Origin of the sequence: Candidatus Nitrosocosmicus franklandus, assembly GCF_900696045.1 — an archaeon.
Lineage (GTDB): Archaea > Thermoproteota > Nitrososphaeria > Nitrososphaerales > Nitrososphaeraceae > Nitrosocosmicus > Nitrosocosmicus franklandus_A.
In genome coordinates this window covers 1,411,510-1,433,779 of record NZ_LR216287.1, presented here as the reverse complement: position 1 = coordinate 1,433,779, position 22,270 = coordinate 1,411,510, and the positions used below count along the sequence as shown (strand labels likewise).

The following is a 22,270-nucleotide window of genomic DNA, read 5'->3' as shown; positions in this document are numbered from 1 at the left end:
CTAAAAAAGTAGATAACGACGGTTTCTAAAATATACAATTTTTATTAGTGTCTATCCATCCTTGCAATTAACATGCACCTGCTAGAAAAACGAGATCATAAATTAACGGCCTCACTTTCTATAATATGCTATTATCTTTTAGCGAAGCTATATTCATTTACGATTTACTGTTTATTTATGTAATAAGGGTGCGCTGAAAATATGTGATTATTTTTATCTTTGATTTTCATGTTGTTTGTTGTCTAATAAACAACTATTTGTCACCCTGCGACAAACGGTATATAGAGCTAAAATCAAAATACTTGCCGCAGCCAATCGTAAGGGTATTTGATAATTCGTAATGAAGGTAGTAGCAATGACACCTGCACTTCCAAAAGTAGTAATTATGACAAACCCTATTGAAGAACAACTAGCACAAGCACTAGATAATATTGTCAAAAAAGAACTCGAAATTAATGATTTATCAAATTTGATACTTGAATTTCTTATAAGATAAATGTTCATTAAAACAACAACTCCCAATAGAGATGCACTGATAGTAGATAAAATAAATCCAGCTATAGCATCGTTTGGCAGATAAAAATAAAGTATCGGAGAAAAATATAGAAGTTCATCAAAGACATTAAAAAAAATCCAAAACAAAGTAAAAACCACAATAGTTAATCCAATATATAAAATTGGATTTGAACCATATGCCACTTTGAATGCAAATGCAAAAAGGCTTGACATTTAGTTTACCACAGTATTTTGTTTTTCCAAATTATCTATAACTGCCTTGAATATTGGGAAAGGCTTTGGACCTTGAATCTTTTCAATAATTGAGCCTTCGCTATTCATTATAATAAAAGACGGAGTTTCTGTAAACCCTAAAGAATTTGCCAAGGAAATATCCCTGTCTATGTATGTTTCATATTTTCTAGTATCAAAACATGAGTTAAACTCGGTAATGTTAAGATTAGGTAATTGCGAAGCAAATTTCTTCAAGTTTTCGTTATTGGCCCAGCCCGAATCTATTGAACCTTGATTTGCATACAAAATCCTATGAAACTCCCAGAATTTCCCTTGATCGTTTGTGCACTGGGCCGCTAACGAAGTATTTTTAGAATCAAATCCTCTATTTGGAAGATGCTTAAATACATACACTGCTTTACCTGATTGGACATATGATGAATTGATTTGCTGTTCTGTATTGTCTACATATCTTTTACAAAGGTGGCATTGAAAATCACTAAAATCTACTATAACTAGTGGAGAGCTAAGATTTCCGTAATAAGATGAACCTTGATTAATTAGGTTGGATAGAGTTAGGTTATCATCAGGAGTTTGTGCAAAAGCAATATTTTTTACTATATACTGATTTGAATCTGTAAAAGTGAAATTTGATACTAGCGATAATGTAAAAATTACAATGACAAGAGATGATGATACTGAAAAAAAATTGAAAATTGACTCGTTGTATGGAGGCGCTCCTTTAAACACGATCTTGATACTTCTCCCAAAGTTATTTAATTGAGTGTCTTTGGTTAAATTATTGAATATACTTTTAGTGGTATTAATAATAGTAAATTTAGGGGACATGAATAGATCAATTGTTGTAAAATAGATTTAAAAAGCCTGCGATACCATACACAGGGGCAAGATGGAATATGTTTACTTGTCAACTGATCATGGGTATGGGTTTGGATACTTTATATAGATTATATAAAATATCAATTAGTATGCAATTATCTTTTTGAATTGGACGAGATAAGGTGCGAAAATGCATATACATGCTACTACTATTTTAGATTTATCGTAAAAATGTCAGGGTCTATTTCAGAATCCATTGAAATCCTTTATCATAAATTAATATTATTGCCAGCAGGATCCCTCACTTCGAAATTTTGAATAGTTCTTATGTTCTAAAAAATCTTTTTCATTGTTGAAGGTCATGTCACATTCCTCACATCTGTAGATATTGTTATTATCAATAGAAGACATATCAGAATATTAAAGTATTATTTAATGATGAATATTTGGTTGAAGTTGAAGTTGAAGTTGATGAAGGTATTTACCAATTAATAAGGAGTACCTTTAGATCTCTGAAATGTCAATGCGTTTACATACCACTCAAACTCATCAAGAAATTTGCTTATTCTTTTATCATATGATTCGTCAACTAAATTTCCTTTCTCATCAAACACTTTGTGCACTCTTGGTATTGCAAATGACGACGGTATCGATGGCGAACCCAATTCTGCAAATATCAATCTTAGCTGCTGTGCTGCATTGATCCCCGCAAACATGCCTGGAGAATAGGAAACTATAGCTGAAGGTTTGAAATAATATTCTTCTAAAAAATAATCAAGAGTATTTTTTAATGCACTTGATGTACTTCGGTTATATTCTGGTGTAACTGGAATATATCCCTCTGCATTTTTGATTTTGTCTCGTAGTTGCACAAGTTTTTCAGAAGGATTCTCCATTTCTTTATACATTCTGTCTAGCAACGGCAAGTCTAGTTCCATTGGATCTATAAAGTAAACTTTGTGGTTTCTTTCTTGTAGTTTTTTCTCGATCCATCTAGCTACCGCAATTCCTTTTCTGTCTCTTCTAACTGATCCAACAAAAACTGCAATATATGCCAATGTAACTTAAATGAATGACACGTGGCTATTAAAATAATCACAATAAATTTCTTTTGTGATTAGAATATATCTGTATTAGAATTTTTATAAACTGGCCAAAAACGATTTCATACTGTATAATTGTCAATTTTTTGAAATGTTTTAAACATTAGCCTTTAATGAGTCAACAATCTCTGCTTTATAATACAAAACTTTACCATGCATCCAAAAGTGTAGTCATGGTTCGTCTATTATTGACTTTTCCTCTGAAAGTCTGAGGTAAAACATTCAGTAGCAAAGGAACATTATAGTCAAAAGTAATTTGTGTTGGTTATATGTCAAACCTTTTGATTATTAACATTTCTCAATAGAGAGATGTATATCTGATCAATATCCTCCTCTATGACGCATACATAAAGTGAGCATGACATGACAAATTATCAATTTTGCAGGATTTCTAAACAATAAGAATTATAGATTAGGCATATCAGGAAATCAACTGTTGAAGGGATTCGTATCTTTTGATGTACTCTATGCCTTTTTGAGATATAACATAATGAGTAACGTCTTCATATCCACTATTTAATAGTAAATCCTTGTCAGTTACTGGGTTGACTAAATGTTTGGACAATAGTAATGATAATACATTCTTGTTTGTTGATAGGCGGTGTTTTGTTAACGGAATTGGATAATAACTAAGATATGAAAGTACATCATACAAGGAATCATAATGTGTATTGCGTTCCTTTCTTTCTTTTGATCTACGATCTTTAGTTACTAAAGCCATGATTAATCAACATAATAAATATGATAGAAAGCTTAAAAACAATATAAGAACAAAAAAATAGAATGTTGGTATATTAAAATTGTACAGTAAAATTTAGAATTTTTGAATTGCTGTCTCATTCAAACTCTGAATTCCTACAAATACTAAGTAATGATCTCATCATGAACAGACTATTTTTCTATTTAACTCATTAGAGTGGTGTTTATAATTTGACTGAGCTATTATTACGGTTAGTTGGTTAGATTGATGATAGTTTGGCTAAAGTAACCGACCTATTCTAACTACGAATCATACAACAGACCTAATCAAAGAAGAAATAACCGTGTAAATATGGAAATTAAATATTGTCCTAATATACTATGTTGAAAATGTATATTTGTAATAATAATGGGTGGAATTATTGATAAAATCAAGGACAAAGTTATGGGTATAAAGAATACAGTTGTAGATACAACAAAGGATGTTGCAGACAACACAAAAGACACTGTAGATTCATCTTATACTACTAATACTTCAAATAATTACTCTTCTTCTACTTCTTCTACTACCACTGCTGTTACAGATGGAGTAGATAGAAAATACGAAGAAGGTGAACATGGAACAGATGTAAATAGAGATGATGATCCTTTGACAGCGTATAGAGAAAATGAGCACATGACACCCTCAAAAATAAATGAACACGAACCAACAGCTGTAAAAAGGGATCCAAGCGATCAGACCATTACTTCCGGAAGCCAAACTGGAACAAATACATCAGAAGCACAAGAGGAGTACCGCAAAAGGGGAATGACAAAGGTGAATTCTCATGATGATCATTTACATGCAGGTTCATCATGTTCTTGTGGCGGTCACTAGTATAGTTCCACCTTTAGTTAAAAAATATATACAATAATAACAAATTATCCTTGGATACTTTTCTAGACTGTCATTTCATATTAAAATTTACTATTTCTAACTTAAGGTAAAATAACATGAATACAAATACACATCATTGTTTAATGAAAATGGTTTCCAGAACATTGAACTATAATCACAAACACAACATCTTACTAGAATTAATTAATTAATAAATTATGTCAGCTACATTCCCTGGAATAATAATCAGCAGATATTGTGATAACAAAGACATTTCTATTTGACATAACTCACATACGTTTAATATAGTTGAACCTAACACGGTTCAGAGAATTCATATTCATGTTATGGATAATAACAGACAATTTGGCTCTAAATAATTTTGTCACACTTACAGATAGAAATGGACCAATTTAAGTAAGTCTTTATCTCTATTCACATATGTTGACAATGATCAAATCTATATCACATTCATACAGGGTTTATTTGGTTTTCATCTAACACATACAAAAGGTATTCAAAATATTGTAGATATTTGATCTAACTTCTGTTGTTATCGATTTTTAAGATCAAATCAATTAATGATGTCTGGTTTTGAAGAATTACGAGTTCTTTCCAAAAAAAGTAAGAATCTAATTCAAAAAATGAATATTTCTTTATAATAGAAACAATAGTTCTATGGGTAAAGAAAATTCAATTCTAACGTAGAATTTAATCCAATTGGGAAAATAATATTGTTTGAGTAATCTTAATTAAATAATCCTTTAGTTAATTTAGCATTGGGGTTATCTAGCATTGGGGTTATCAAAATTTAATAAGACTTTCATTATTATTCCCATCATACTCATTTCTTCAATTATTTTAGGAATAGTATCATACAATTACTTTATCGATACAGCCAACCAGATAAAGAGCTTGGCAATTGATTCTTTACAAACTAATGCAGAAATAGAAGCCGGTAGTATTTCCGATATTTTAACGAATTCAATTTACAATGTAAAGCATAACTTGGATAGAATTTCTACTTCTCCTTCATCTATCGAGGGAAACTTAACGGCAATTCAGACGTTACTCGACCTAGCACAAATTTCTTCACACAATGTGACAGATGGTTATTATTTTTTGAATGAAAATGGTACAATAGCTACATATAGTGAAATAGATAAAGGAATTTTTCCTGATTTCAAAGGCATAAACCTAAGTCATCGGGACTACTTTCAGGTTCCAAAACAAAATGGCAGCTTTTTCATAAGCACTGTTTTGGATTCCAATGATAACGTTCCTAGAATGTATATCTCTACTCCTGTCTTTGAAATAGATCCTACACAGAGACAAGAGATTATCGAGGCAGGAGGATTTGCTGGAGTTCCAGATTCGGTTCAAAACATTACTTTATCGTCTTTTAAAGGTGTTGTTGTTTCTGCCATAGCCGCAGAAAAACTTGGAAAATTTCTTGAAGATCTTGTACACCCAAAATTTAATGGCGATATTAGCTTTCTTGACAGAAATGGAACTATAATACATACAACTAATCAAACCTATTTAGGCAAGAACTATTTCGGAACTGATTTTCAAGAATATTTAGAATCAGTCTTAAAAGACAAGGAAAAAGAATTTAACGAAATAATTAACGTGGCGTTTTCATCGCAAAGTGGTGTCGAGCAATTTGATTTTGAAAATACTAGTACCACCATAGCATACGAATCTGTTTGGGGTCCTCAAATAAGCAATAATGATTTTAATTATAGAGTTGGGACATTATTTATAACAGTACCAAACACTCTTGCCGAAGATGTAGCGTCTCTGGTTGAAAATCAAACCATTGCCAGTTTTACTATTATTGGTGTAATTATTGCTATTTCGCTGATAACGGCTATTCTTCTACTAAGATGGAATAGATTCCTAAATGATGCTATAAAGCAAAAGACAAGAGAATTAAGAGAAACGATAGAAAAATTAAGAAAAGCTAACGAAGAGTTAAAATCCCATGATATAATGCAAAAAGAATTCATAAATGTGGCTGCTCATGAACTAAGAACACCTACACAGGGGATAACAGGAAATTTAGAACTCATCGAAATGATTCACCTTCCTTCTCTTCTTGGCGATCAATCAAAAAACTTAAGCAGTATCAAATTAGAATTACAAAGAATAGTCAAAGATGATAATAATATAAGAAGTTTTATCAACGGCCTTGTCTCAATATATAGAAATACTCAAAGACTTGAGAAATTGGTAGATGATATCCTAGATACATCTAGAATTGAAAGCAACCGTCTGAAATTACAAAAAGAGCATTTTAATTTGAATGAAAAAATACGGAATGTAATAAAAGATATCCATGGGAAGGCTGATCTAAATATAGCTTATAATAACTCGTCTGGACAACCCAACATATTATTTGAGCCCGAAGAAGATCCAATTGCTGTATTTGCTGATAAAGTAAGGATTTTTGAAGTAATTTCAAATTTGTTGAACAATGCAATAAAGTTTTCCAATGGTCAAACAATTACCATTTCATCTAAAAAAGTATTAAAAAAAGAAATCATGACGTATTTGTCTACTTATAATCATCTTCATCTTCATCATCTTCATCATCATCATCATAAGAAAGAAGGTTCTATAGAAACCACAGAAAATCCAGAAGATGAAGCGTTAATGGCAGTAGTATCCATAAGAGACAATGGTAAAGGCATAGATCCGGATATTATGTCACGATTATTTACAAAATTTGCAACTAAATCGGAGCAGGGGACTGGATTGGGATTGTTTATTTCAAAGAGTATCATCGAAGCACATGGTGGACAAATTTGGGCTCAAAATAACTATGATGAAAACAAGGGCGCTACATTTTCTTTCAGCTTACCTATGGGTTGATGGAATAAAGGGGCGGCCTTTACTTATTACCCACTGCCAAGCACTGCCATAATTAATTTTATTACTTTCACAATCTCTGCTATTTTCTTTTCTTACACTTGACATTATAATGATGAGATTTAATCTCTTTTTCCACGCTTATTTAGATATCCTACTTTCAGAATTTGATGACCAAATGCCAAATATACTATGAGACATATTAAACAATTTCCTAGAAAGAAATATGGTAATACCTATAGAAGGATGCTAACTAACAACAATAATCAATAACATGACAAAGAAGGAGGTTATCAAGATATTTTTCCTAGCCCTAATTACTGGAAGTATAATGGGGGTTGTAATAATTGAGATCTTTGGAACTATGGATTTAATGAAATTTTTTCAACTAGAAATATGTGTTATTCTGATCATAATTTCCTTGTTTATAGTGAGCAGGTGGTGGAACAATAGGTTAAAAAAAATTAGCAATTCAAATGAATATCCGGGAAAAAATGACGATAATAAACAAGCCTAGAAATGACTTTACAATCCTCATACAGTTACCAAACCGATGAAATAAATCGTAATCAGATAGCAGTGTAGTAGTATTTGTTGTAATTATGCAAGCCTTAATTGAAGAGTTCTGCCAATTCCATTGCCTATTTCCAACTTTGTTACAATCATTATGTATTGACTGATTTCATTTACACTTTTTGATTTGTTCATAATGAATAATACCTCTCAAAAATACTTGGGTCTATCTAACTGGATATGAGATTCTAATAGTTTAAGAATTGTAGAATTCATAGATAAGATGATTATCTGTTCGTATTCTTGCTATTAAGAACTACTAGATTGAAGTGTACATATTCTTCTGGTCTGGTCTGGTATGAAATGAAAGATTCCTGCTGGTAAATTACAAAATCAGTATTTAAGTTATTCACTCAGCAATTGTATAGCATAGGCTGCGGTCGACTTTCCAAGCAAGTAGGAATGTAAACAGTTTCCTTAAACGTTCTGGTAATCAATTCACCCATTAAGAAGCATGTTATTATTCAAATAATAGGTTGATGTAGAGGTTATAATCAATCGTGTAGAATAAAGAATATGACCAGAGTTAAGACATATGATAATCAACAATTATCTGGCCTTGAAAAAAGTATTAATGAATTTCTTAAGAAAGAAGAAGTAAAAAAGCTAATAGATATCAAGTTTACGAGTTTCAGTAGAAACGACGTTGACAAATATGCAGCGTTAATTATCTTTGAAGAGGATATGACTTCTGGAAAAGAGGATCCTCAAATTTATGAATAGATTTTTTGATTTATAAAAGATGTATCGTATTTTTTCACATCTCGAATGTAAGTAATATTATAATACAAACAATCTAAATTAGTAATAAAATTGAAGTATATTCGCCATCAATTGTTGAGCAAGTATATAATTGATTCCAAAGTCTTTTTGTCTTTTGGTGTTTCTCTCAATTGATTAATTCAGATAATAGCAATATCACACAATGTATTCATTTGATAAACTGTATTGAATATCTTTTTGTTTTTTAGGAAGTATCATTGATCTAAACTTGAAGTAGATTAGCAGCAGAAGTAGCAATAACATCCATGCAAATACAATGCAAAATAACGTGCTTATAACATGACAGACAAACAATCATTATTGATTTTTAGTAAAAATAATGCGCCCGTTGATGAATGTATTTCTCGTCTTCACTATGAAATACTGCACTGCAAAAATCACAAACAAATATTTTCAATTGTTCTAAATCACCGGATCTTAATATTGCTATAGTATTTTCTCTTTCCATGTCTTGAGTTATGGTGTATTCCTCTATAGAATTTTTAGCAAGGATCGATCTCAGCAGACTTTCAAAATCCTTTAAAGAACCATGGAATTCAAAAATAGCTGTTTTTGAATTGTTGGTATCGCTAACGCTGTCGTCTGTAATGAAATTACCTTCTATCAAAAATTGTTTTAGCTCTACCGAATCTGTAATTATTGGTATCAAGTTATTGGGGAAAAAAGAAAAATCCACCTGAATCCTCATTGTTTTCTTATTTGCCTGTTGATTTTCTTGTATTATGAATGTTGGTTGTAGTCTGATTGGTTTTAAATGACGACTTGGATTTGAAAAATTATGAAAATCTGTTACACTAGATGTTCGTTCAGTTAAAATAAACAAAATCACCTGATTTTTTTGAGGTTTTAAGAAAATCTAAATTTGCGAATCAGTAAGTCGCTAGGTTTATCTGTTATTTGCATTTTTCTTTAATCTTTCTTGCCAAGGCAAGGCAAGACAAAAGGTCAGGCAAATGAAAGGTCAACCATGGTTTGCAGTATTAGGATATTATTTTTGATTTATTTAAATCATAATGACATTGTATTTGCATGAACAAAACTTTTCTTCTTTTAATACTAGCTGCTATCTTTGCATTTTTTGATATCGAGACCTTTGAAATAGCATCAGCACAACCAACTATAGAAAACTCTTCAAACCTTACTTATCCTAATAATCCAAGCATGACTACTGGTGAAATGATCAACGGAACTAATACTGAAGGATACAATTTCAGTCAGTCAGGTAATAATCTGCCTTCTCCTATGTGATAATTTGATCTATTAAATTATGATATGAAGCAGTCGGGATCATTGTCTGTCCGAAAATACATAATATTAAATTCTAAAGATAACAACAACCGATTCGACATTTCTTATAAAAAGTCTAATTTTGATGGATAGTATGTTGTTTATCAATATGAAAATCAAGATGATACTTACACGAACCTGGTAAATCTACCAAATGACACTAGTTAACTGGGAGTAATTAATCTCATAAATTCTTTATAAAGTGGTTCCATACTTTTGTCTCCTTTTACAGCTTTTAGAAAATTGTTTTACATATTTGTCTAAGTGGGATTGAATTTCAAGCCATACATGATTTTTCTTCCTCTTCCCTCCTCCTCTTCTGAAGCAAAAATGGTTTTTGACAAATTTACAATTCCATGATGTCCTCTCTATGTTGGTAAGAAAATACCTCAAAGTTAAAAGCTACGTGTTTCATAAAGAAATCAAGATTACTTGTTAACTTCTTTAATTTCGTCATTGTTTTTCGTTGGGGCAAAGTAAAGAAAAATCTCGATATTATTATATGAAACCTTCTGGTCTAAAGAGCGGTATTTGTATCATTCATGATAATTCGTACTCTTGAATATCTAGAAATATGAAGGGATTAAAAGTAAGTAGATAATTGTACTATCACTACACAAAGTGATGATCGTAATTACTGACCAATACGATTCATATTAGCCAAATAATCCGAGATTGACATTTTTTGAATTTACTCCTTTCTTGATGGTGAATGTTAAACATTTTGCCTCATCTCTCAGCATGCAAATCCATGCTTTTTTTCAAAATTGTATGACTGAACTACATTGAAAGGACGAATTCAGAAATATAAATAAAAGAATAAAATTTGGATAAGCAATTTTAAGTCTAATTGACTAATGTAGAACATAACTTAAGATTAAGACCGGGTACCATAGATGATGCTAATCAGGTTGGAAAAATAATTTATGAAGCTTTTTCAGGAATTGCAGATAAACATGGCTTCCCTCGCGAGTTTCCCTCTATCGATATTGGGATAAATGTAGCTACCTTATTTCTCTCCAATTCTGGATTCTACTCAATTGTTGCCGAAGATACAGGTAGATCAGGTAACAAGATTGTAGGAAGCAATTTTTTGGATGAACGGTCAGCTTTGGTAGCAGGGGTTGGACCAATAACAATTGATCCACACTCTCAGAACAAAGGTGAAGGTCGCCAGTTAATGGTTAATGTTATGGAAAGAGCTAGAAGTAAAAACTATCCTGCAATACGTTTGCTTCAAGCATCTTATCATAACAGATCACTAGCATTGTATGCTAGTTTGGGGTTTGAAGTTAGAGAACCCATCTCTACTATGCAGGGGAAACCAATTCAAGCAGTTATTCCTGGAAGAACAGTTAGGGTAGCAAATGAGTCGGATTTAGAATCATGTAATGCAGTATGCAGAGCAGTACATGGTCATGATAGAAATGGTGAATTAAAAGATAGTATAAAACAAGGTATTGCCAAAGTGGTTATACATGACGATAAAATTACTGGTTATACAAGTGGATTGACATATTTTAACCACACTGTAGGTTTTACTAATGATGATATCAAAGCTCTTATTGCTTCAGAAACCACAACTGATTCTTATGGGGGACCAGGCATCCTTATTCCAACAAGAAATGCAGAGTTATTCCGATGGTGTCTTGAAAACGATCTAAGATTAGTTCATCAACTCACTCTCATGACTGTTGGGGTGTATAACGAACCCGCTGGGTCATATATGCCCTCCATTCTATACTAAAAAAATCTAATGATAAGTAGATTCATTAACAACCCTAGACCATAGAATGAAAATGGCAAAGTACATTTATCATTTCATACCTATCGTATTACGACTGATTATTTGATTTTTTTTAGCGTATAGTTTCCTGTATCTATTGTTTAATTTACTTTCGGTAATAACGATGCATGGGCATATGCCACATTAGTTCCTATAGTTACTAGACCTCATATAGCTTAATGTACCTCGTTTCATGCTAATCGCATTGCATATGCGAGAAGGTGGGTAAATATTTTAGCTTTTCGCTAGATATAATAGATATTCACACATTGGCATAATCATAAAAATTTTTGAACTGAATCAGTCGGCCAGTCAGTTAGCCCGTCACCATTAACTAGTTATCTCGTTGTAAGATTTACACTCAGGACACTCAAAGACTATACTGGTGTAAGTATTTGGAATGACATTCTCTGCTAAAACGAATTCGCAATTTCCACAAAGATAGGTTTCGTTTTCTATGCCTTTTACTAATGCATCCTTATCATGTGTAGAAAATAAAGTACGAGATCCTTCAGCAGGAAGCGGAATGACTTTAAGTTTGATCATTTTTGTCATTTAATGTCATTAATAACGTACTGTATAATATATTTTAGCGTTAATACTAGGCCGTTGCTTTAGCCCACCAAGAATGAATCTGAAATTGTTTCATAAGGAAAGAATCTAAAATTTGATAGGGATATTATAGCAACTAATTTTTTATATAGATATTTAAATTTTCATGTATACAGGATCTCGATGTCTAGTAAAAAAGAAAATATTGATAATCTACAAAAGAAACTCGGTGAAGTTATTGGTTTGGAACGAGCAGCTCAAAAAGCAGTTGATGAACTAATCGCAATGAAATTACTAAAATCTGGTTCTAAAAGTGAAGCTAAAGAAATCCAAAAAGAAGCTAGTACTCATGAAGAAAAAATTCAACAAGTCGTAGACGCATTTTCTAAAGATGAGAATGTAAAATTAGATGTAAATAAGGTTGAAGAATCAGCATCTGAAACAGAGGAAAAAGCTACCAAAATTATGAAGACATACCTTGGTGAAAATCCAGACACAGCAGAAGCATTAGAGTTCTTGTGTTTAGCAGAGGGTGGCGAAGTTTCTCATTATGAAGTATTGAAGACTATCTGCGAAAATTTTGATAATAAGAAAGCTCTGACAACTGTAAGATCTATCCTAAAAGAAGAACAGAAACATCTTTCACAATGTATTGATATGGCAAAATCGGCAGTACAGTAAGATCCTAATTCCGATACAAGTAAAATAAATAAACTAAAATTGCTTTAATAGGTTAATTTCTACACACATTTTTGTTTATCAATAATATAGTTTACCAATTTTCATTTTCTCTTTCTCTTGTCTTCTAGATTTGTGTTTTGTTCTGGTAGTAATAATACTACTTTATCACTACCAGGTACACGACACATCACAGTCAATATGCATAATGAATTTTATGGATTCAGATTTTGATTTACAAAAGTTCTCTTTTATGCCATAGTCTAATGATTTGTTTTGCCTCTAGATTAAATTTATGCAACCAACTAACGGTATTAGATTTATTTGAAAAAAGCATTCATATTCGTCGTAATTTATTTGCAATATTACCATTCATAGTATACTGATATCTATCTATTTAAGACATGTTATTCTATATATTTTATGAGTTCTCATATTGACTGGAGCGATGTAATAAAGAAAGAGGCTAGAGGATTGAACGATGCTGATTTTGGTGAGGTTCAAGAAGTGACTACTAATTTTGTTATAAGTCAAAAAGGATTAATTGATATAGAAACATTCGGTATACCCAAAGAAAAGGCAGAAAGTTATGATGGAAGCGTACTGAGGTTTGGTGTTTCTGAAGATGAAGCTTTAAGTAAATATCGAGGAGATGGAGAAGAAGACTATATCGAAATGATTTCACAGAAAGAAGATGATTCAACTATTGATAGGGTAAAAACCCCGTTACAATCCACTCAGGATGATGAAACTATAGATTCAACCACCGTACCTCTGATGGAGGAAAAAATAGAGGTTTCAAAACACATAGAGGAAGTTACTGCCACTATAGTTAAAAACCCAATGACAGAAACCAAGATAATAGAAGTACCGGTTACCCATGAAGAAATATCGATCGAAAGAAGGAAAACTTCCGGAGAACAAGCTTTTACAGATCAAAAACCTGTTACAAGGACAGAGGAGATAGAAATACCAGTCAAGAGAGAAGAGATCGACGTTAACAAAAGACCATATATTAAAGAGGAAGTAATTGTAAAAAAGAAACCTGTAACTGAAACAAGAGAAATTACACAGTAGATTCCTTCAGCAAAGGTGTATGTATCTTTACAGTTAGTAGAACTTGGCGCAAAAGTTTCTCTTGTAGTCAGATACAGCATTTAACTTGCAAAATAGAATGCTTTCAATGTGTTACTGCCAAATAGATGGTATTATACTGTACTGCGTCAATTTTATGGTCTGCCACTTTAGATGGAGATTTATCTTCATCAAATGTTCCTCTGTATCGGATCCATAACTTATTATTTGAACTACTTTGTAAGAATAAATTCTGCACATATATGAACATGTAGAAGAGTTAAATGGATCCTGCAGTCTTGATACTTCCATCTTCAATTGTGTCCAGCCTCAACTTGTAATTAGAGGTCTACTATCAATCAACTGTACTACAAATACCATATATGGTTTGCCCATAACACCTAGCTATATTTAGAAAAAAACCGTATTTTGCATATCGGTGTTTTTTCTGTTACAGATAAGACTGGGATCTAAGCTTTATTGAAATCTATTACCGACCAAAGATTTGGCATTAATCGAGTTAAAGTTACCCTCATTGATCTAAATGTAGCAATTCCTGTCATAAATAGAGTGAACACTAATTTTTATACTATAAGGCTACAAATATGAAAGTATGATACCACGTATTCTACGCTAGCCATCAAGCAAAAATCGTTATGCCATTGATCTAAACTATTTTTCTAAATTTAGTATCATTTTCTTGATTAGGTGTGTGGTTTTAATGGTAAAATAACATGAGTATATAAATCTTGTTAACCCTAATCTCCTATTATATAGTGAAATATACTGAATGCAAAAATCAATAAAAACGATCAGATGGGAGAATATCATCAGTCATTAAATAAAAGGTTAAAGCAAATACAAATTTTGATTGCAGAGTCTGAAATGGAATTGGTTTTGCTGTTCAAAACTTGTTTATCTTCTTCAGGTATGAGTACTGAGATAGCAAATAGTGGTGAAAAGGCCCTGAACTGCTTTTTTGTTAACAAGAAGGAGGGTAAATCATATGATGCTATATTGCTGGACACCCGTCTTTCTAATCCCTCTGGTCTTACTATTGCGAAAATAATTAAGCAAGAAAAGACTGACCAAAAACTAGTAATAGTTACAACGACACCAAAAGAGTATTTACCTAAAGAATGTTTGAAAAGTGCAGGAATAAATGAAAAAGATATTCTTACTATGCCGTTTAAAATGTCAGAGTTAATTGCCGCACTAAGAAATTAACTTGTTCTCCTTTTATATGTGTGATGCGTCAGAGCTTTTTATATTTACATTACACCATACGCAAGTAAAATAAAAAATCATGGATTAAAGTATTTATGTTCCATATCAAGCGTAGATTCAGCAAGAACGTTTTTGTGATTTGGGATCCATTCATTAACATGAATCGGTGTACTAATAAATATTGGAGATTTATTCTGTAGGTTCTGAATAGAATTTCGATCCCGTATATAGATGGAGGACTACTAACTTGTTATAAGAAGGCGTGAGGAGAAAAGCAATCTATTAATGCATTCATGCTTTGATATGTGCATATATGCATGGCTGGCTGGCTGGTTAGCTAGTTGGTTGATATGTGGATTAAAATGTTACCTTGCAGTCTACATATAATTGACATGTATACAATAAGTAATGATGATCTATTCGTATAAAATATTGATTGATTACTAATTCAATGGTGCATTTATTATTACATGTCTAACTTCTGAAAGTCTTTTTCTAAGTGTCATGATGTTAATGTTTGCTGCTGAAGCAATTTTGGCCTGAGATATTTTTTGTCTATGTTTTCTGCATGTTATGTAAAGAATGGCTGCAGCGATTGATAACGAATTCTTGCCTAAGAATATACTTTCATCTTGTATTGCTAGCAACAAATCTATCGATTCTCTGGCTGTTATTTCGCTAATATTTGCTTCATCTGCGATCTTTCTAATGAAAATATTGGGCTTGACCTGAACGTGGCTGATCTTTAATTCCCTCATCAAAAGTCTGTAACATCTTGCAGCAAAAATCTCGTCTGCTTCTACTATTTGTGAAATTTCTGTTAGAGTCCTTGGAATATTGGAATTCTTGCATACTATATAGACACACGAGACTATGATTTCTTTAATTGACCTGCCCTTGATTAATCCTTTTTCCAAGGCCTTTTTATAATATAAGAGTGCATCCTCTATACACACAGAGGTCAATGATAACTTATCTTTAATTCTGTTTAGGAGATCAATAACAATTTTGAAATTTCTCTTCTTGTTTGAACAGCTCACAATCTTATTAAGAAATTCAATCTTATTATGTTCCTTCCTATTGGAAAATCTTTTTGAACTTGTTGCATCATAATCGGCTATAGAAGTTGACATTCCTTTATCATTCAAAATAACTGAATGTGGTAATACCGTATTTGTATCACTTTTGTATGTATAAAAATCAGTGTTTAATTCTGCGTCATAAACCTTATCTTGTAAAACGATTCCACAAATGCTACATAGCTTTTCCCCTCTATCATAGTCATAGATAATAGAATGCTGGTGCTGATTTTGATGCTGATCCTGATGTGTTTCTATCTGAGAATGAAGATTTTTCCTATTATTAACAACTACAATATTAGACATTAACTATTAGCATATGCCAGCATATAACTAGAGGTTGTTTACAAATTGACACCTTTGCATATTCGGTTACAAATGGTTACATTACAAATAGACAATTAATCTAACGATGCAATTACTTTAAGAGATGATATCTATTGATGATAATTTACATTATTATATATACAATAAATCGAGTAATATTCAATCAAACATTTTAATTTATCTTGGTTTTTGTTTTGCCAAACCGCCACAAATACAATTGATTTAACCTAGGTGGTAGGTCTTGTTGGTATACTTTCTAGGAAGTCATATTGGATTAGGTTAGGTCAGGTCTAAGAATTCATAAATTATGGATACTGCTATTTACTAAGTGGTGTAATTGTCAACCTATTACTTGATGTCTCACTGTTACGATAATCTTCTGAAATCACATTCACCCAGTTACTAAACTACTTGCTTGTGTACTTCACTTAAAGATCCATCATTCTACTTGAAAAATAATTATCGAGACTTTCTGTACTATTCTATAAGTAAATACTTTATCTCTTTGGATCTTCAATGAGGAGTGGGTAGGTTAATGTGGTTACAGGAATGCTTTAGAGGTCTGTACTTTTGAATCCATTTTTATACATTAAAATATCTTGTCATTATATGTTTCAATGAATATACCCGTTTTAGAATACTTTCAAATGCATATGCCGAGAAATTACAAAAATAACAAGAATAATGATAAATATCTAAGGAAGATTGATTTTCATTTTATGATCCTAGTGACTAAAATGACCTATATCGTCCCTAATAACATGATTTCTAGTATTGTACAATAATTCTTAATATTAAGCAGTAATATCAATAACAATAATTATGAAAAGATTATTTAAATTACAATTTATAGGAATAACTTTTATTATTTACTTATATATCATTACTGCTACCACTATCATAAATGATGATTTAATTAAAATATTTGCTGAAGAATCCATGTCAGTTTCTCAAAATAATAGCTCGTTGCAACCTTTGGACACTCACAATATGACTCAAATGATGCAAAGAGGGAATGTTGCCATGGGATTTGATCAAAATAAAATCTCTCACGAATTTATTTCAACTGAATATGGCGGGCAAATAAAAATAACAGCCCTAGATAAAAATGATAATCAAACAATCAGCCAAATTAAAAGCCATATATTAGATATACAAAATGACTTTGCTAAAGGAAACTTTACAAAACCATTCTATATTCATGCGCAATCGGTTCCTGGTACTGATGCTATGTCCCTAAATAAGGATCAAATACGATACCAGATCCAGGACTTGGAAACTGGTTCAATAATGTTTTTGATCACCAATAATTCAAATCTGGCAAATTCCATAAATCAATTTATGACCTTCCAATCAACAGAGCATAGAGGTCACTGAAAAGTCGAAAATGCTTGAGTAATGTTGACTGTAGTCTGCTCTACCGATTTGAAGGAATTTGGAGGAATAGATGATTAGTTTTTTGGCTTTAATATTTAGGCTACAATGGCCCTCTCTCATTTATTGACTCCTTTTTATTCGTAATGTGGACATCTGTGATTGTTCTTGGATGGAACACTGATGGAACCTCAATGATTACATTAGTGTACAGAAAAAAGATTTGAATGAATAACAAACATTGTTCTACTATTGGCAACATGTAGAATCTGTTCTCATCAGATTCAATTTGTTCCTTCACATAGACAATATTTGAAGTACATACAATAAGATGACTATTAAATATCAGGGTTTGTTAACATAATTCTGCAATATTTTATAATATATTTTTTCTTATGAACTAACAAAAGCTTTGGGTCATGCGGACAAATACAATATCTATAACCCCGTGAATTGAACGGAGAGAACGGATAGGATTTGAATACATGTCAATTAGTCACGGATTTAGACTTTTTATTAGCCTGGAATAGGACAAATATACATCCATCAGAAATAGGTTCTATAGATATAGTTATTTATTGTCAAAGTTGCATATACAAAAGGGGCAGATGTATTTGGGTCGGTTCCTTGAGTCAAGGGAATTGCATTCTTGTAATTAATTAAAAAGCAAATTTCATTTCAGTTAATGTACTGCTACTAATCTTGTGTTAGTGTGGTTTTAAAATTATAGCCATTTCATGATGCTCAGCCATCATTTTTCTCTGTGTGTCAGTTAGTTGATTAAAGTCCTTTTGGTTATATAGGCATACTCTCTTTATGTTCATCGAAAACCTCTTTGCTAAAGATAATTCATAATCGAGTAGATCATCTATACGTTTTTTAAAAATAAAGGCTCCCATGTCGTCTAAGATCGAATATCCCTCTTTCCCCATGATTTTTACATTTTTAGTCATCCTTTTATTTATTTCAAAATCGGCGGCTTTTGCATTATGCCACTCAGTAAAATATTTTCTTAACGAGTCATTAATTGCTAACCATCCATTCTTTTCATATTTTTCTACTTCGATTGCTGTATGTCCTATTGAAAGAATATGTCGAACCGAATCTTCATGTTCATAAAAAAGAGCTAACTGAACGACCTCATCTTTCTCCTCAATCTGTCTTTGGATGTAAAACGAATAAAATTCTCTTAAAGTTACTAAGTCGGGATAAACAACTAAACAATGGACTCCGTAGTCTGCATTTGAAATGGTGGTTACAGCATCTTCCATCTTGACCTCGTAAATAGTGCCTTTGGATTTATTAACTACTGCAAGCTCCTCCTATTGACAATAAAGTTAACATCATTTAATAACGTGTGATGGTCTATGCATAAAGTCTGATGATAATCAAGAGCATAAAACTAATAATTTGTACATTAATTCCTTGTTGTAGCGCTATTGTTATAGATAATGATATCCTGCTAAGGTAATTGTTACACAATTAGGAATAAATACAATAGCAGAAAGATGTGTAATGCAAAAGACGATCTACCTACCCACCTACCCACCTATCTATTTTGTTATCTAGATCTGCTTGATTCTCTACTAATGTCTTCAAATGGCATTGTTCAAGTCATTGGTTACATATATTTATGTTAAAATATTATTATGGGGTATTTGATTAGTTTTAATAGATAACGTTTTCTAATTCTAGCCCAAAACTCATTATGTTATAACCCTTCATATAGATGCTTTAATAACAAAGAGAGTATGAGAAAACTATGGACTTTACTTGATATCGGTTATTCTGTTCCAGATCTTAGTCTGTTTTACTGCCTATCTGATGAAGAAGATGTATAGCAACTAAAATATCGATTAAACTCTAATTCGTTGAGCAATGGAGTTTAAAATTAAAACAATTATCGGTTGATTTACATCAGTATTTTTCAAAAAGTTTAGGTTTGAAATCTTTTATTTTGAATTTTATTATTTCATGCACCATAGTTATATAGTTTAACTCCTGATAGAGAGTATGTCCACACAACCATACATTATGGTAGTGGATGATGAAGAGGAACTAACTCATCTTTTTACGGAATTGCTAAAAGGATCTGGTTTTAATTGTGTTTCATTCACCGATCCGCTATTAGCTCTTAAACACTATGGTAAAAATCCTCAAAAGTATCCTCTGGTTCTCACTGATTTAAGAATGCCAGGTATTAGTGGAACAGAGCTTGCCAAAAGAATAAGACAGTATGGTTCTACTACAAAAATTATTCTAATAACTGCATTTGATATCGACGATGATCTTCGTGATGAAGTAAGAGAAGCAAGAATCTCCGAAATATTGTCAAAACCTGTCAAGTTAAAAGATTTAAGAAAATCAGTTACACAATACTTTTCTTCAAATACATTCAGAATGAGAGAAGAACCATTATCTAGCGAATTTGATGACATTGATATCCGTATTCTTGAGCTATTAATTCAAGGAAAAAATAGCAAGCAAATATCGTCTTCTCTTGGAATTCCGATTTCAACCATACAACGTAGAGTTAGAAAGCTGTTTGAAAAAGAGTTTATTATGTCAAAGTATCAAATTAATTTTACAAAATTCGGATTTAAATCAGGCTGTGTTCACATATATTTACATGATGGTGATATCGATACTATATTAGAGAAAGTCTCTAAACTCAAGGGAGTCACTTCACTTGAAATGCATATTGGAAATTCTGATATTATTTGTGAAGTAGTATATAGAGAGGGTCGAGATCTCTTTGATTTGATTAGTAACATTAAGAAAATGGATGGTGTAGAAAGAGTTGTTTGGTCAGAACGGATATTTGAGTATCCTCTCAGAATGAACAACCTTATTTCACTTTTGGAACTAGATCCTTTGAGTCAATCTTAAGAGAACCACATCATTTAATCAATCCCTGTCAAAAAAGATTCAACTACAAAAATATACTCATAGAACTGAGTAACAAAGTACACACTGATAATACTCACTTGGCTTACAATCTGTGAGATACATAGGAATTGTTACTTTTGTTGTTTGTAATTTTAGATTTATTATTATTCTTAATTGGTCTACAACAATCAATTAATGGTCCCCAAAATTTCTACCTATGTAGATCATACTGTGTACTGAGACACTGCTGAGAGGAAGGGATTCGTTCACATTTTGGGTTGTCAATGATATAGACTTTTTTATTAGCCTGAACTAGATTTATCCATTTTCAACTTCTGTCGTCAGTCTTGTACGCAATACAAGTACATTTTTTATTGAATCGGTTGCCTGTACCTTTAGAGCATAACCAATGAAATAGCCTTTCGTATCAAGCTGAAACCTTATTTCGGATCCAAAAGTATGAATGAATTGATTACTCTAAGAAGCGATCATTGATTAAAAGAACTTTAATTGAGTTCAGCTTCGTGACTACATATAAGGAAATAAAATTCAGAAAATATTTTAAAAATATAATGGACATGTTTTTCATTAATAGGAGAAAGGTTTTTGGATCTATATTGCTCCGTTCGTTGGAAAAATTCAGATCAGTATTTGACGGGTGTGTCGTATTGAATGTCTTTTATGTTGAATTTGGCATATGTAAAGTTACCTATCTCACTATTCCACGATACCTCGATGTTCCAGGGAACCATCATTTTTTTAGCAATGGCATAATTAGAATAATGGCCAATCCATTTTTGTTTGACAAAAGTAGTATTATCAACTGCACGATATCTGTCAGCAGTCATTTGTACGATTTTACCTTCTTTGTCAAAATGAAATAATGTTTCAACTCTAGTTCCTGCGCAATCGATTATGGCCTTTGCAGAATCCGAATCTACTGGCTCCCAGCGTAAAAAACTACTGGGTAATAACGCAGTTGGAAACAATGGTGCTTCCGCCAGCCATCTCATTAGCTCACTCTCATCCAACTCCTTACCTTTTGGAGCATCCGCTATTGTAATGATAGATAGTAGCTTTATTTGAAATTCGCCCTTTCCTTCTAGGTACATGTCAATACCTATAATCCATACTAAAGGTAACAAAGGTATTTTTCCAATCCAAATAAATCCTGGCGTCTCGGTGGTAAAGTACTCTTCTCCTTCTATTGGCATCCATTTTTGGTTTTCGTTCTGACGAAATTCTCCTGCATGTTTTAGTTTGACATAACTGACATAGCGTTGACCCTCCTCTAAGGAATATGTAAAGTATGTCTGAACGGGCTCTGGTAGATCTTTTATCTGTTCAGGTGAAAAAGTGTTGGCCGAAATATTTCTTGATGTAGAATAAAGTCTTTCTATTTGTTGGCTTGTATTCATTTCACTTAAACCAATCATAATAAGGTATACAACAATTACAACAGAAGCTATCGTTGTTGTTGCTAATAACAAGACCTTCTTTTTGTTGTAGAATCTCACGA

At 32.0% G+C, this 22,270-nt stretch carries 20 protein-coding genes; 11 read left to right on the top strand and 9 right to left on the bottom strand.

Annotated features, from left to right (window positions below; all coding sequences use genetic code 11):
- Positions 1 to 213 precede the first annotated feature (213 nt).
- From NFRAN_RS06735 to NFRAN_RS06715, 4 genes are all read right to left on the bottom strand, one after another.
- Positions 214 to 729, bottom strand: a complete 516-nt coding sequence (locus tag NFRAN_RS06735; protein WP_134484060.1) for a hypothetical protein — start codon at positions 727 to 729, stop codon at positions 214 to 216.
- Positions 730 to 1,578, bottom strand: a complete 849-nt coding sequence (locus NFRAN_RS06730) for a DsbA family protein (protein ID WP_134484058.1) — start codon at positions 1,576 to 1,578, stop codon at positions 730 to 732.
- 479 nt (positions 1,579 to 2,057) lie between these two features.
- Positions 2,058 to 2,627: an NADPH-dependent FMN reductase gene (locus NFRAN_RS06720; RefSeq protein WP_134484054.1), complete on the bottom strand. Its 570-nt coding sequence runs from the start codon at positions 2,625 to 2,627 to the stop codon at positions 2,058 to 2,060.
- A gap of 466 nt (positions 2,628 to 3,093) precedes the next feature.
- Positions 3,094 to 3,393 (bottom strand): hypothetical protein, encoded by a 300-nt coding sequence (locus NFRAN_RS06715; RefSeq protein WP_134484052.1) that lies wholly within the window; start codon positions 3,391 to 3,393, stop codon positions 3,094 to 3,096.
- A gap of 387 nt (positions 3,394 to 3,780) precedes the next feature.
- Here NFRAN_RS06715 and NFRAN_RS06710 point away from each other — a divergent pair, with 387 nt between their 5' ends.
- From NFRAN_RS06710 to NFRAN_RS06695, 4 genes are all read left to right on the top strand, one after another.
- Positions 3,781 to 4,248: a hypothetical protein gene (locus NFRAN_RS06710; RefSeq protein ID WP_134484050.1), complete on the top strand. Its 468-nt coding sequence runs from the start codon at positions 3,781 to 3,783 to the stop codon at positions 4,246 to 4,248.
- 795 nt (positions 4,249 to 5,043) lie between these two features.
- Positions 5,044 to 7,125: a sensor histidine kinase gene (locus tag NFRAN_RS06705; RefSeq protein ID WP_134484048.1), complete on the top strand. Its 2,082-nt coding sequence runs from the start codon at positions 5,044 to 5,046 to the stop codon at positions 7,123 to 7,125.
- Positions 7,126 to 7,396: 271 nt separating this feature from the next.
- Positions 7,397 to 7,639 (top strand): hypothetical protein, encoded by a 243-nt coding sequence (locus NFRAN_RS06700; RefSeq protein ID WP_134484046.1) that lies wholly within the window; start codon positions 7,397 to 7,399, stop codon positions 7,637 to 7,639.
- Between the two features lie 572 nt (positions 7,640 to 8,211).
- Positions 8,212 to 8,418: a sporulation protein Cse60 gene (locus NFRAN_RS06695; protein WP_134484045.1), complete on the top strand. Its 207-nt coding sequence runs from the start codon at positions 8,212 to 8,214 to the stop codon at positions 8,416 to 8,418.
- 367 nt (positions 8,419 to 8,785) lie between these two features.
- Here the strand turns inward: NFRAN_RS06695 and NFRAN_RS06690 are convergent, their stop codons facing one another.
- Positions 8,786 to 9,301: a hypothetical protein gene (locus NFRAN_RS06690; protein ID WP_134484043.1), complete on the bottom strand. Its 516-nt coding sequence runs from the start codon at positions 9,299 to 9,301 to the stop codon at positions 8,786 to 8,788.
- A gap of 206 nt (positions 9,302 to 9,507) precedes the next feature.
- Here NFRAN_RS06690 and NFRAN_RS06685 point away from each other — a divergent pair, with 206 nt between their 5' ends.
- Both NFRAN_RS06685 and NFRAN_RS06680 read left to right on the top strand, forming a co-directional pair.
- The gene (locus NFRAN_RS06685; protein WP_134484041.1) at positions 9,508 to 9,726 is read left to right on the top strand and encodes a hypothetical protein; all 219 of its coding nucleotides are present in this window, start codon (positions 9,508 to 9,510) and stop codon (positions 9,724 to 9,726) included.
- A gap of 889 nt (positions 9,727 to 10,615) precedes the next feature.
- Positions 10,616 to 11,512: a GNAT family N-acetyltransferase gene (locus NFRAN_RS06680; protein WP_134484039.1), complete on the top strand. Its 897-nt coding sequence runs from the start codon at positions 10,616 to 10,618 to the stop codon at positions 11,510 to 11,512.
- A gap of 369 nt (positions 11,513 to 11,881) precedes the next feature.
- Here NFRAN_RS06680 and NFRAN_RS06675 read toward each other — a convergent pair whose 3' ends face one another.
- The gene (locus NFRAN_RS06675; protein WP_134484037.1) at positions 11,882 to 12,106 is read right to left on the bottom strand and encodes a hypothetical protein; all 225 of its coding nucleotides are present in this window, start codon (positions 12,104 to 12,106) and stop codon (positions 11,882 to 11,884) included.
- A 180-nt stretch (positions 12,107 to 12,286) separates the two neighbouring features.
- Here NFRAN_RS06675 and NFRAN_RS06670 point away from each other — a divergent pair, with 180 nt between their 5' ends.
- From NFRAN_RS06670 to NFRAN_RS06660, 3 genes are all read left to right on the top strand, one after another.
- Positions 12,287 to 12,784, top strand: coding sequence for a hypothetical protein (locus NFRAN_RS06670; protein WP_134484035.1), 498 nt, complete (start codon positions 12,287 to 12,289; stop codon positions 12,782 to 12,784).
- 420 nt (positions 12,785 to 13,204) lie between these two features.
- Positions 13,205 to 13,858: a YsnF/AvaK domain-containing protein gene (locus tag NFRAN_RS06665; protein WP_134484033.1), complete on the top strand. Its 654-nt coding sequence runs from the start codon at positions 13,205 to 13,207 to the stop codon at positions 13,856 to 13,858.
- Between the two features lie 813 nt (positions 13,859 to 14,671).
- The gene (locus tag NFRAN_RS06660) at positions 14,672 to 15,082 is read left to right on the top strand and encodes a response regulator (RefSeq protein WP_134484031.1); all 411 of its coding nucleotides are present in this window, start codon (positions 14,672 to 14,674) and stop codon (positions 15,080 to 15,082) included.
- Positions 15,083 to 15,525: 443 nt separating this feature from the next.
- Here the strand turns inward: NFRAN_RS06660 and NFRAN_RS06655 are convergent, their stop codons facing one another.
- Positions 15,526 to 16,467 carry a transcription initiation factor IIB gene (locus NFRAN_RS06655; protein ID WP_134484030.1) on the bottom strand — a complete coding sequence of 314 codons (942 nt, stop codon included), beginning with the start codon at positions 16,465 to 16,467 and terminating at the stop codon, positions 15,526 to 15,528.
- 843 nt (positions 16,468 to 17,310) lie between these two features.
- Between NFRAN_RS06655 and NFRAN_RS06650 the strand changes: the two genes are divergently transcribed.
- Positions 17,311 to 17,865 (top strand): hypothetical protein, encoded by a 555-nt coding sequence (locus NFRAN_RS06650; protein ID WP_134484028.1) that lies wholly within the window; start codon positions 17,311 to 17,313, stop codon positions 17,863 to 17,865.
- A 704-nt stretch (positions 17,866 to 18,569) separates the two neighbouring features.
- Here NFRAN_RS06650 and NFRAN_RS06645 read toward each other — a convergent pair.
- Positions 18,570 to 19,133, bottom strand: a complete 564-nt coding sequence (locus tag NFRAN_RS06645; protein WP_134484026.1) for a hypothetical protein — start codon at positions 19,131 to 19,133, stop codon at positions 18,570 to 18,572.
- A gap of 742 nt (positions 19,134 to 19,875) precedes the next feature.
- Here NFRAN_RS06645 and NFRAN_RS06640 point away from each other — a divergent pair.
- A complete protein-coding gene (locus tag NFRAN_RS06640) occupies positions 19,876 to 20,751 on the top strand; it encodes a response regulator (protein WP_134484024.1) in 876 nt (291 codons plus the stop codon).
- 644 nt (positions 20,752 to 21,395) lie between these two features.
- Here NFRAN_RS06640 and NFRAN_RS06635 read toward each other — a convergent pair.
- Positions 21,396 to 22,268, bottom strand: coding sequence for a DUF6920 family protein (locus NFRAN_RS06635; RefSeq protein WP_134484022.1), 873 nt, complete (start codon positions 22,266 to 22,268; stop codon positions 21,396 to 21,398).
- Positions 22,269 to 22,270: the final 2 nt, after the last annotated feature.

Coding starts and splice junctions, on each gene's coding strand:
- NFRAN_RS06700 (WP_134484046.1), top strand. CDS start 7,397: ATGACAAAGAAGGAGGTTATCAAGATATTTTTCCTAGCCCTAATTACT.
- NFRAN_RS06640 (WP_134484024.1), top strand. CDS start 19,876: ATGTCCACACAACCATACATTATGGTAGTGGATGATGAAGAGGAACTA.
- NFRAN_RS06710 (WP_134484050.1), top strand. CDS start 3,781: ATGGGTGGAATTATTGATAAAATCAAGGACAAAGTTATGGGTATAAAG.
- NFRAN_RS06685 (WP_134484041.1), top strand. CDS start 9,508: ATGAACAAAACTTTTCTTCTTTTAATACTAGCTGCTATCTTTGCATTT.
- NFRAN_RS06650 (WP_134484028.1), top strand. CDS start 17,311: ATGAAAAGATTATTTAAATTACAATTTATAGGAATAACTTTTATTATT.
- NFRAN_RS06695 (WP_134484045.1), top strand. CDS start 8,212: ATGACCAGAGTTAAGACATATGATAATCAACAATTATCTGGCCTTGAA.
- NFRAN_RS06735 (WP_134484060.1), bottom strand. CDS start 729: ATGTCAAGCCTTTTTGCATTTGCATTCAAAGTGGCATATGGTTCAAAT.
- NFRAN_RS06660 (WP_134484031.1), top strand. CDS start 14,672: ATGGGAGAATATCATCAGTCATTAAATAAAAGGTTAAAGCAAATACAA.
- NFRAN_RS06715 (WP_134484052.1), bottom strand. CDS start 3,393: ATGGCTTTAGTAACTAAAGATCGTAGATCAAAAGAAAGAAAGGAACGC.
- NFRAN_RS06675 (WP_134484037.1), bottom strand. CDS start 12,106: ATGACAAAAATGATCAAACTTAAAGTCATTCCGCTTCCTGCTGAAGGA.
- NFRAN_RS06665 (WP_134484033.1), top strand. CDS start 13,205: ATGAGTTCTCATATTGACTGGAGCGATGTAATAAAGAAAGAGGCTAGA.
- NFRAN_RS06655 (WP_134484030.1), bottom strand. CDS start 16,467: ATGTCTAATATTGTAGTTGTTAATAATAGGAAAAATCTTCATTCTCAG.
- NFRAN_RS06645 (WP_134484026.1), bottom strand. CDS start 19,133: ATGGAAGATGCTGTAACCACCATTTCAAATGCAGACTACGGAGTCCAT.
- NFRAN_RS06670 (WP_134484035.1), top strand. CDS start 12,287: ATGTCTAGTAAAAAAGAAAATATTGATAATCTACAAAAGAAACTCGGT.
- NFRAN_RS06730 (WP_134484058.1), bottom strand. CDS start 1,578: ATGTCCCCTAAATTTACTATTATTAATACCACTAAAAGTATATTCAAT.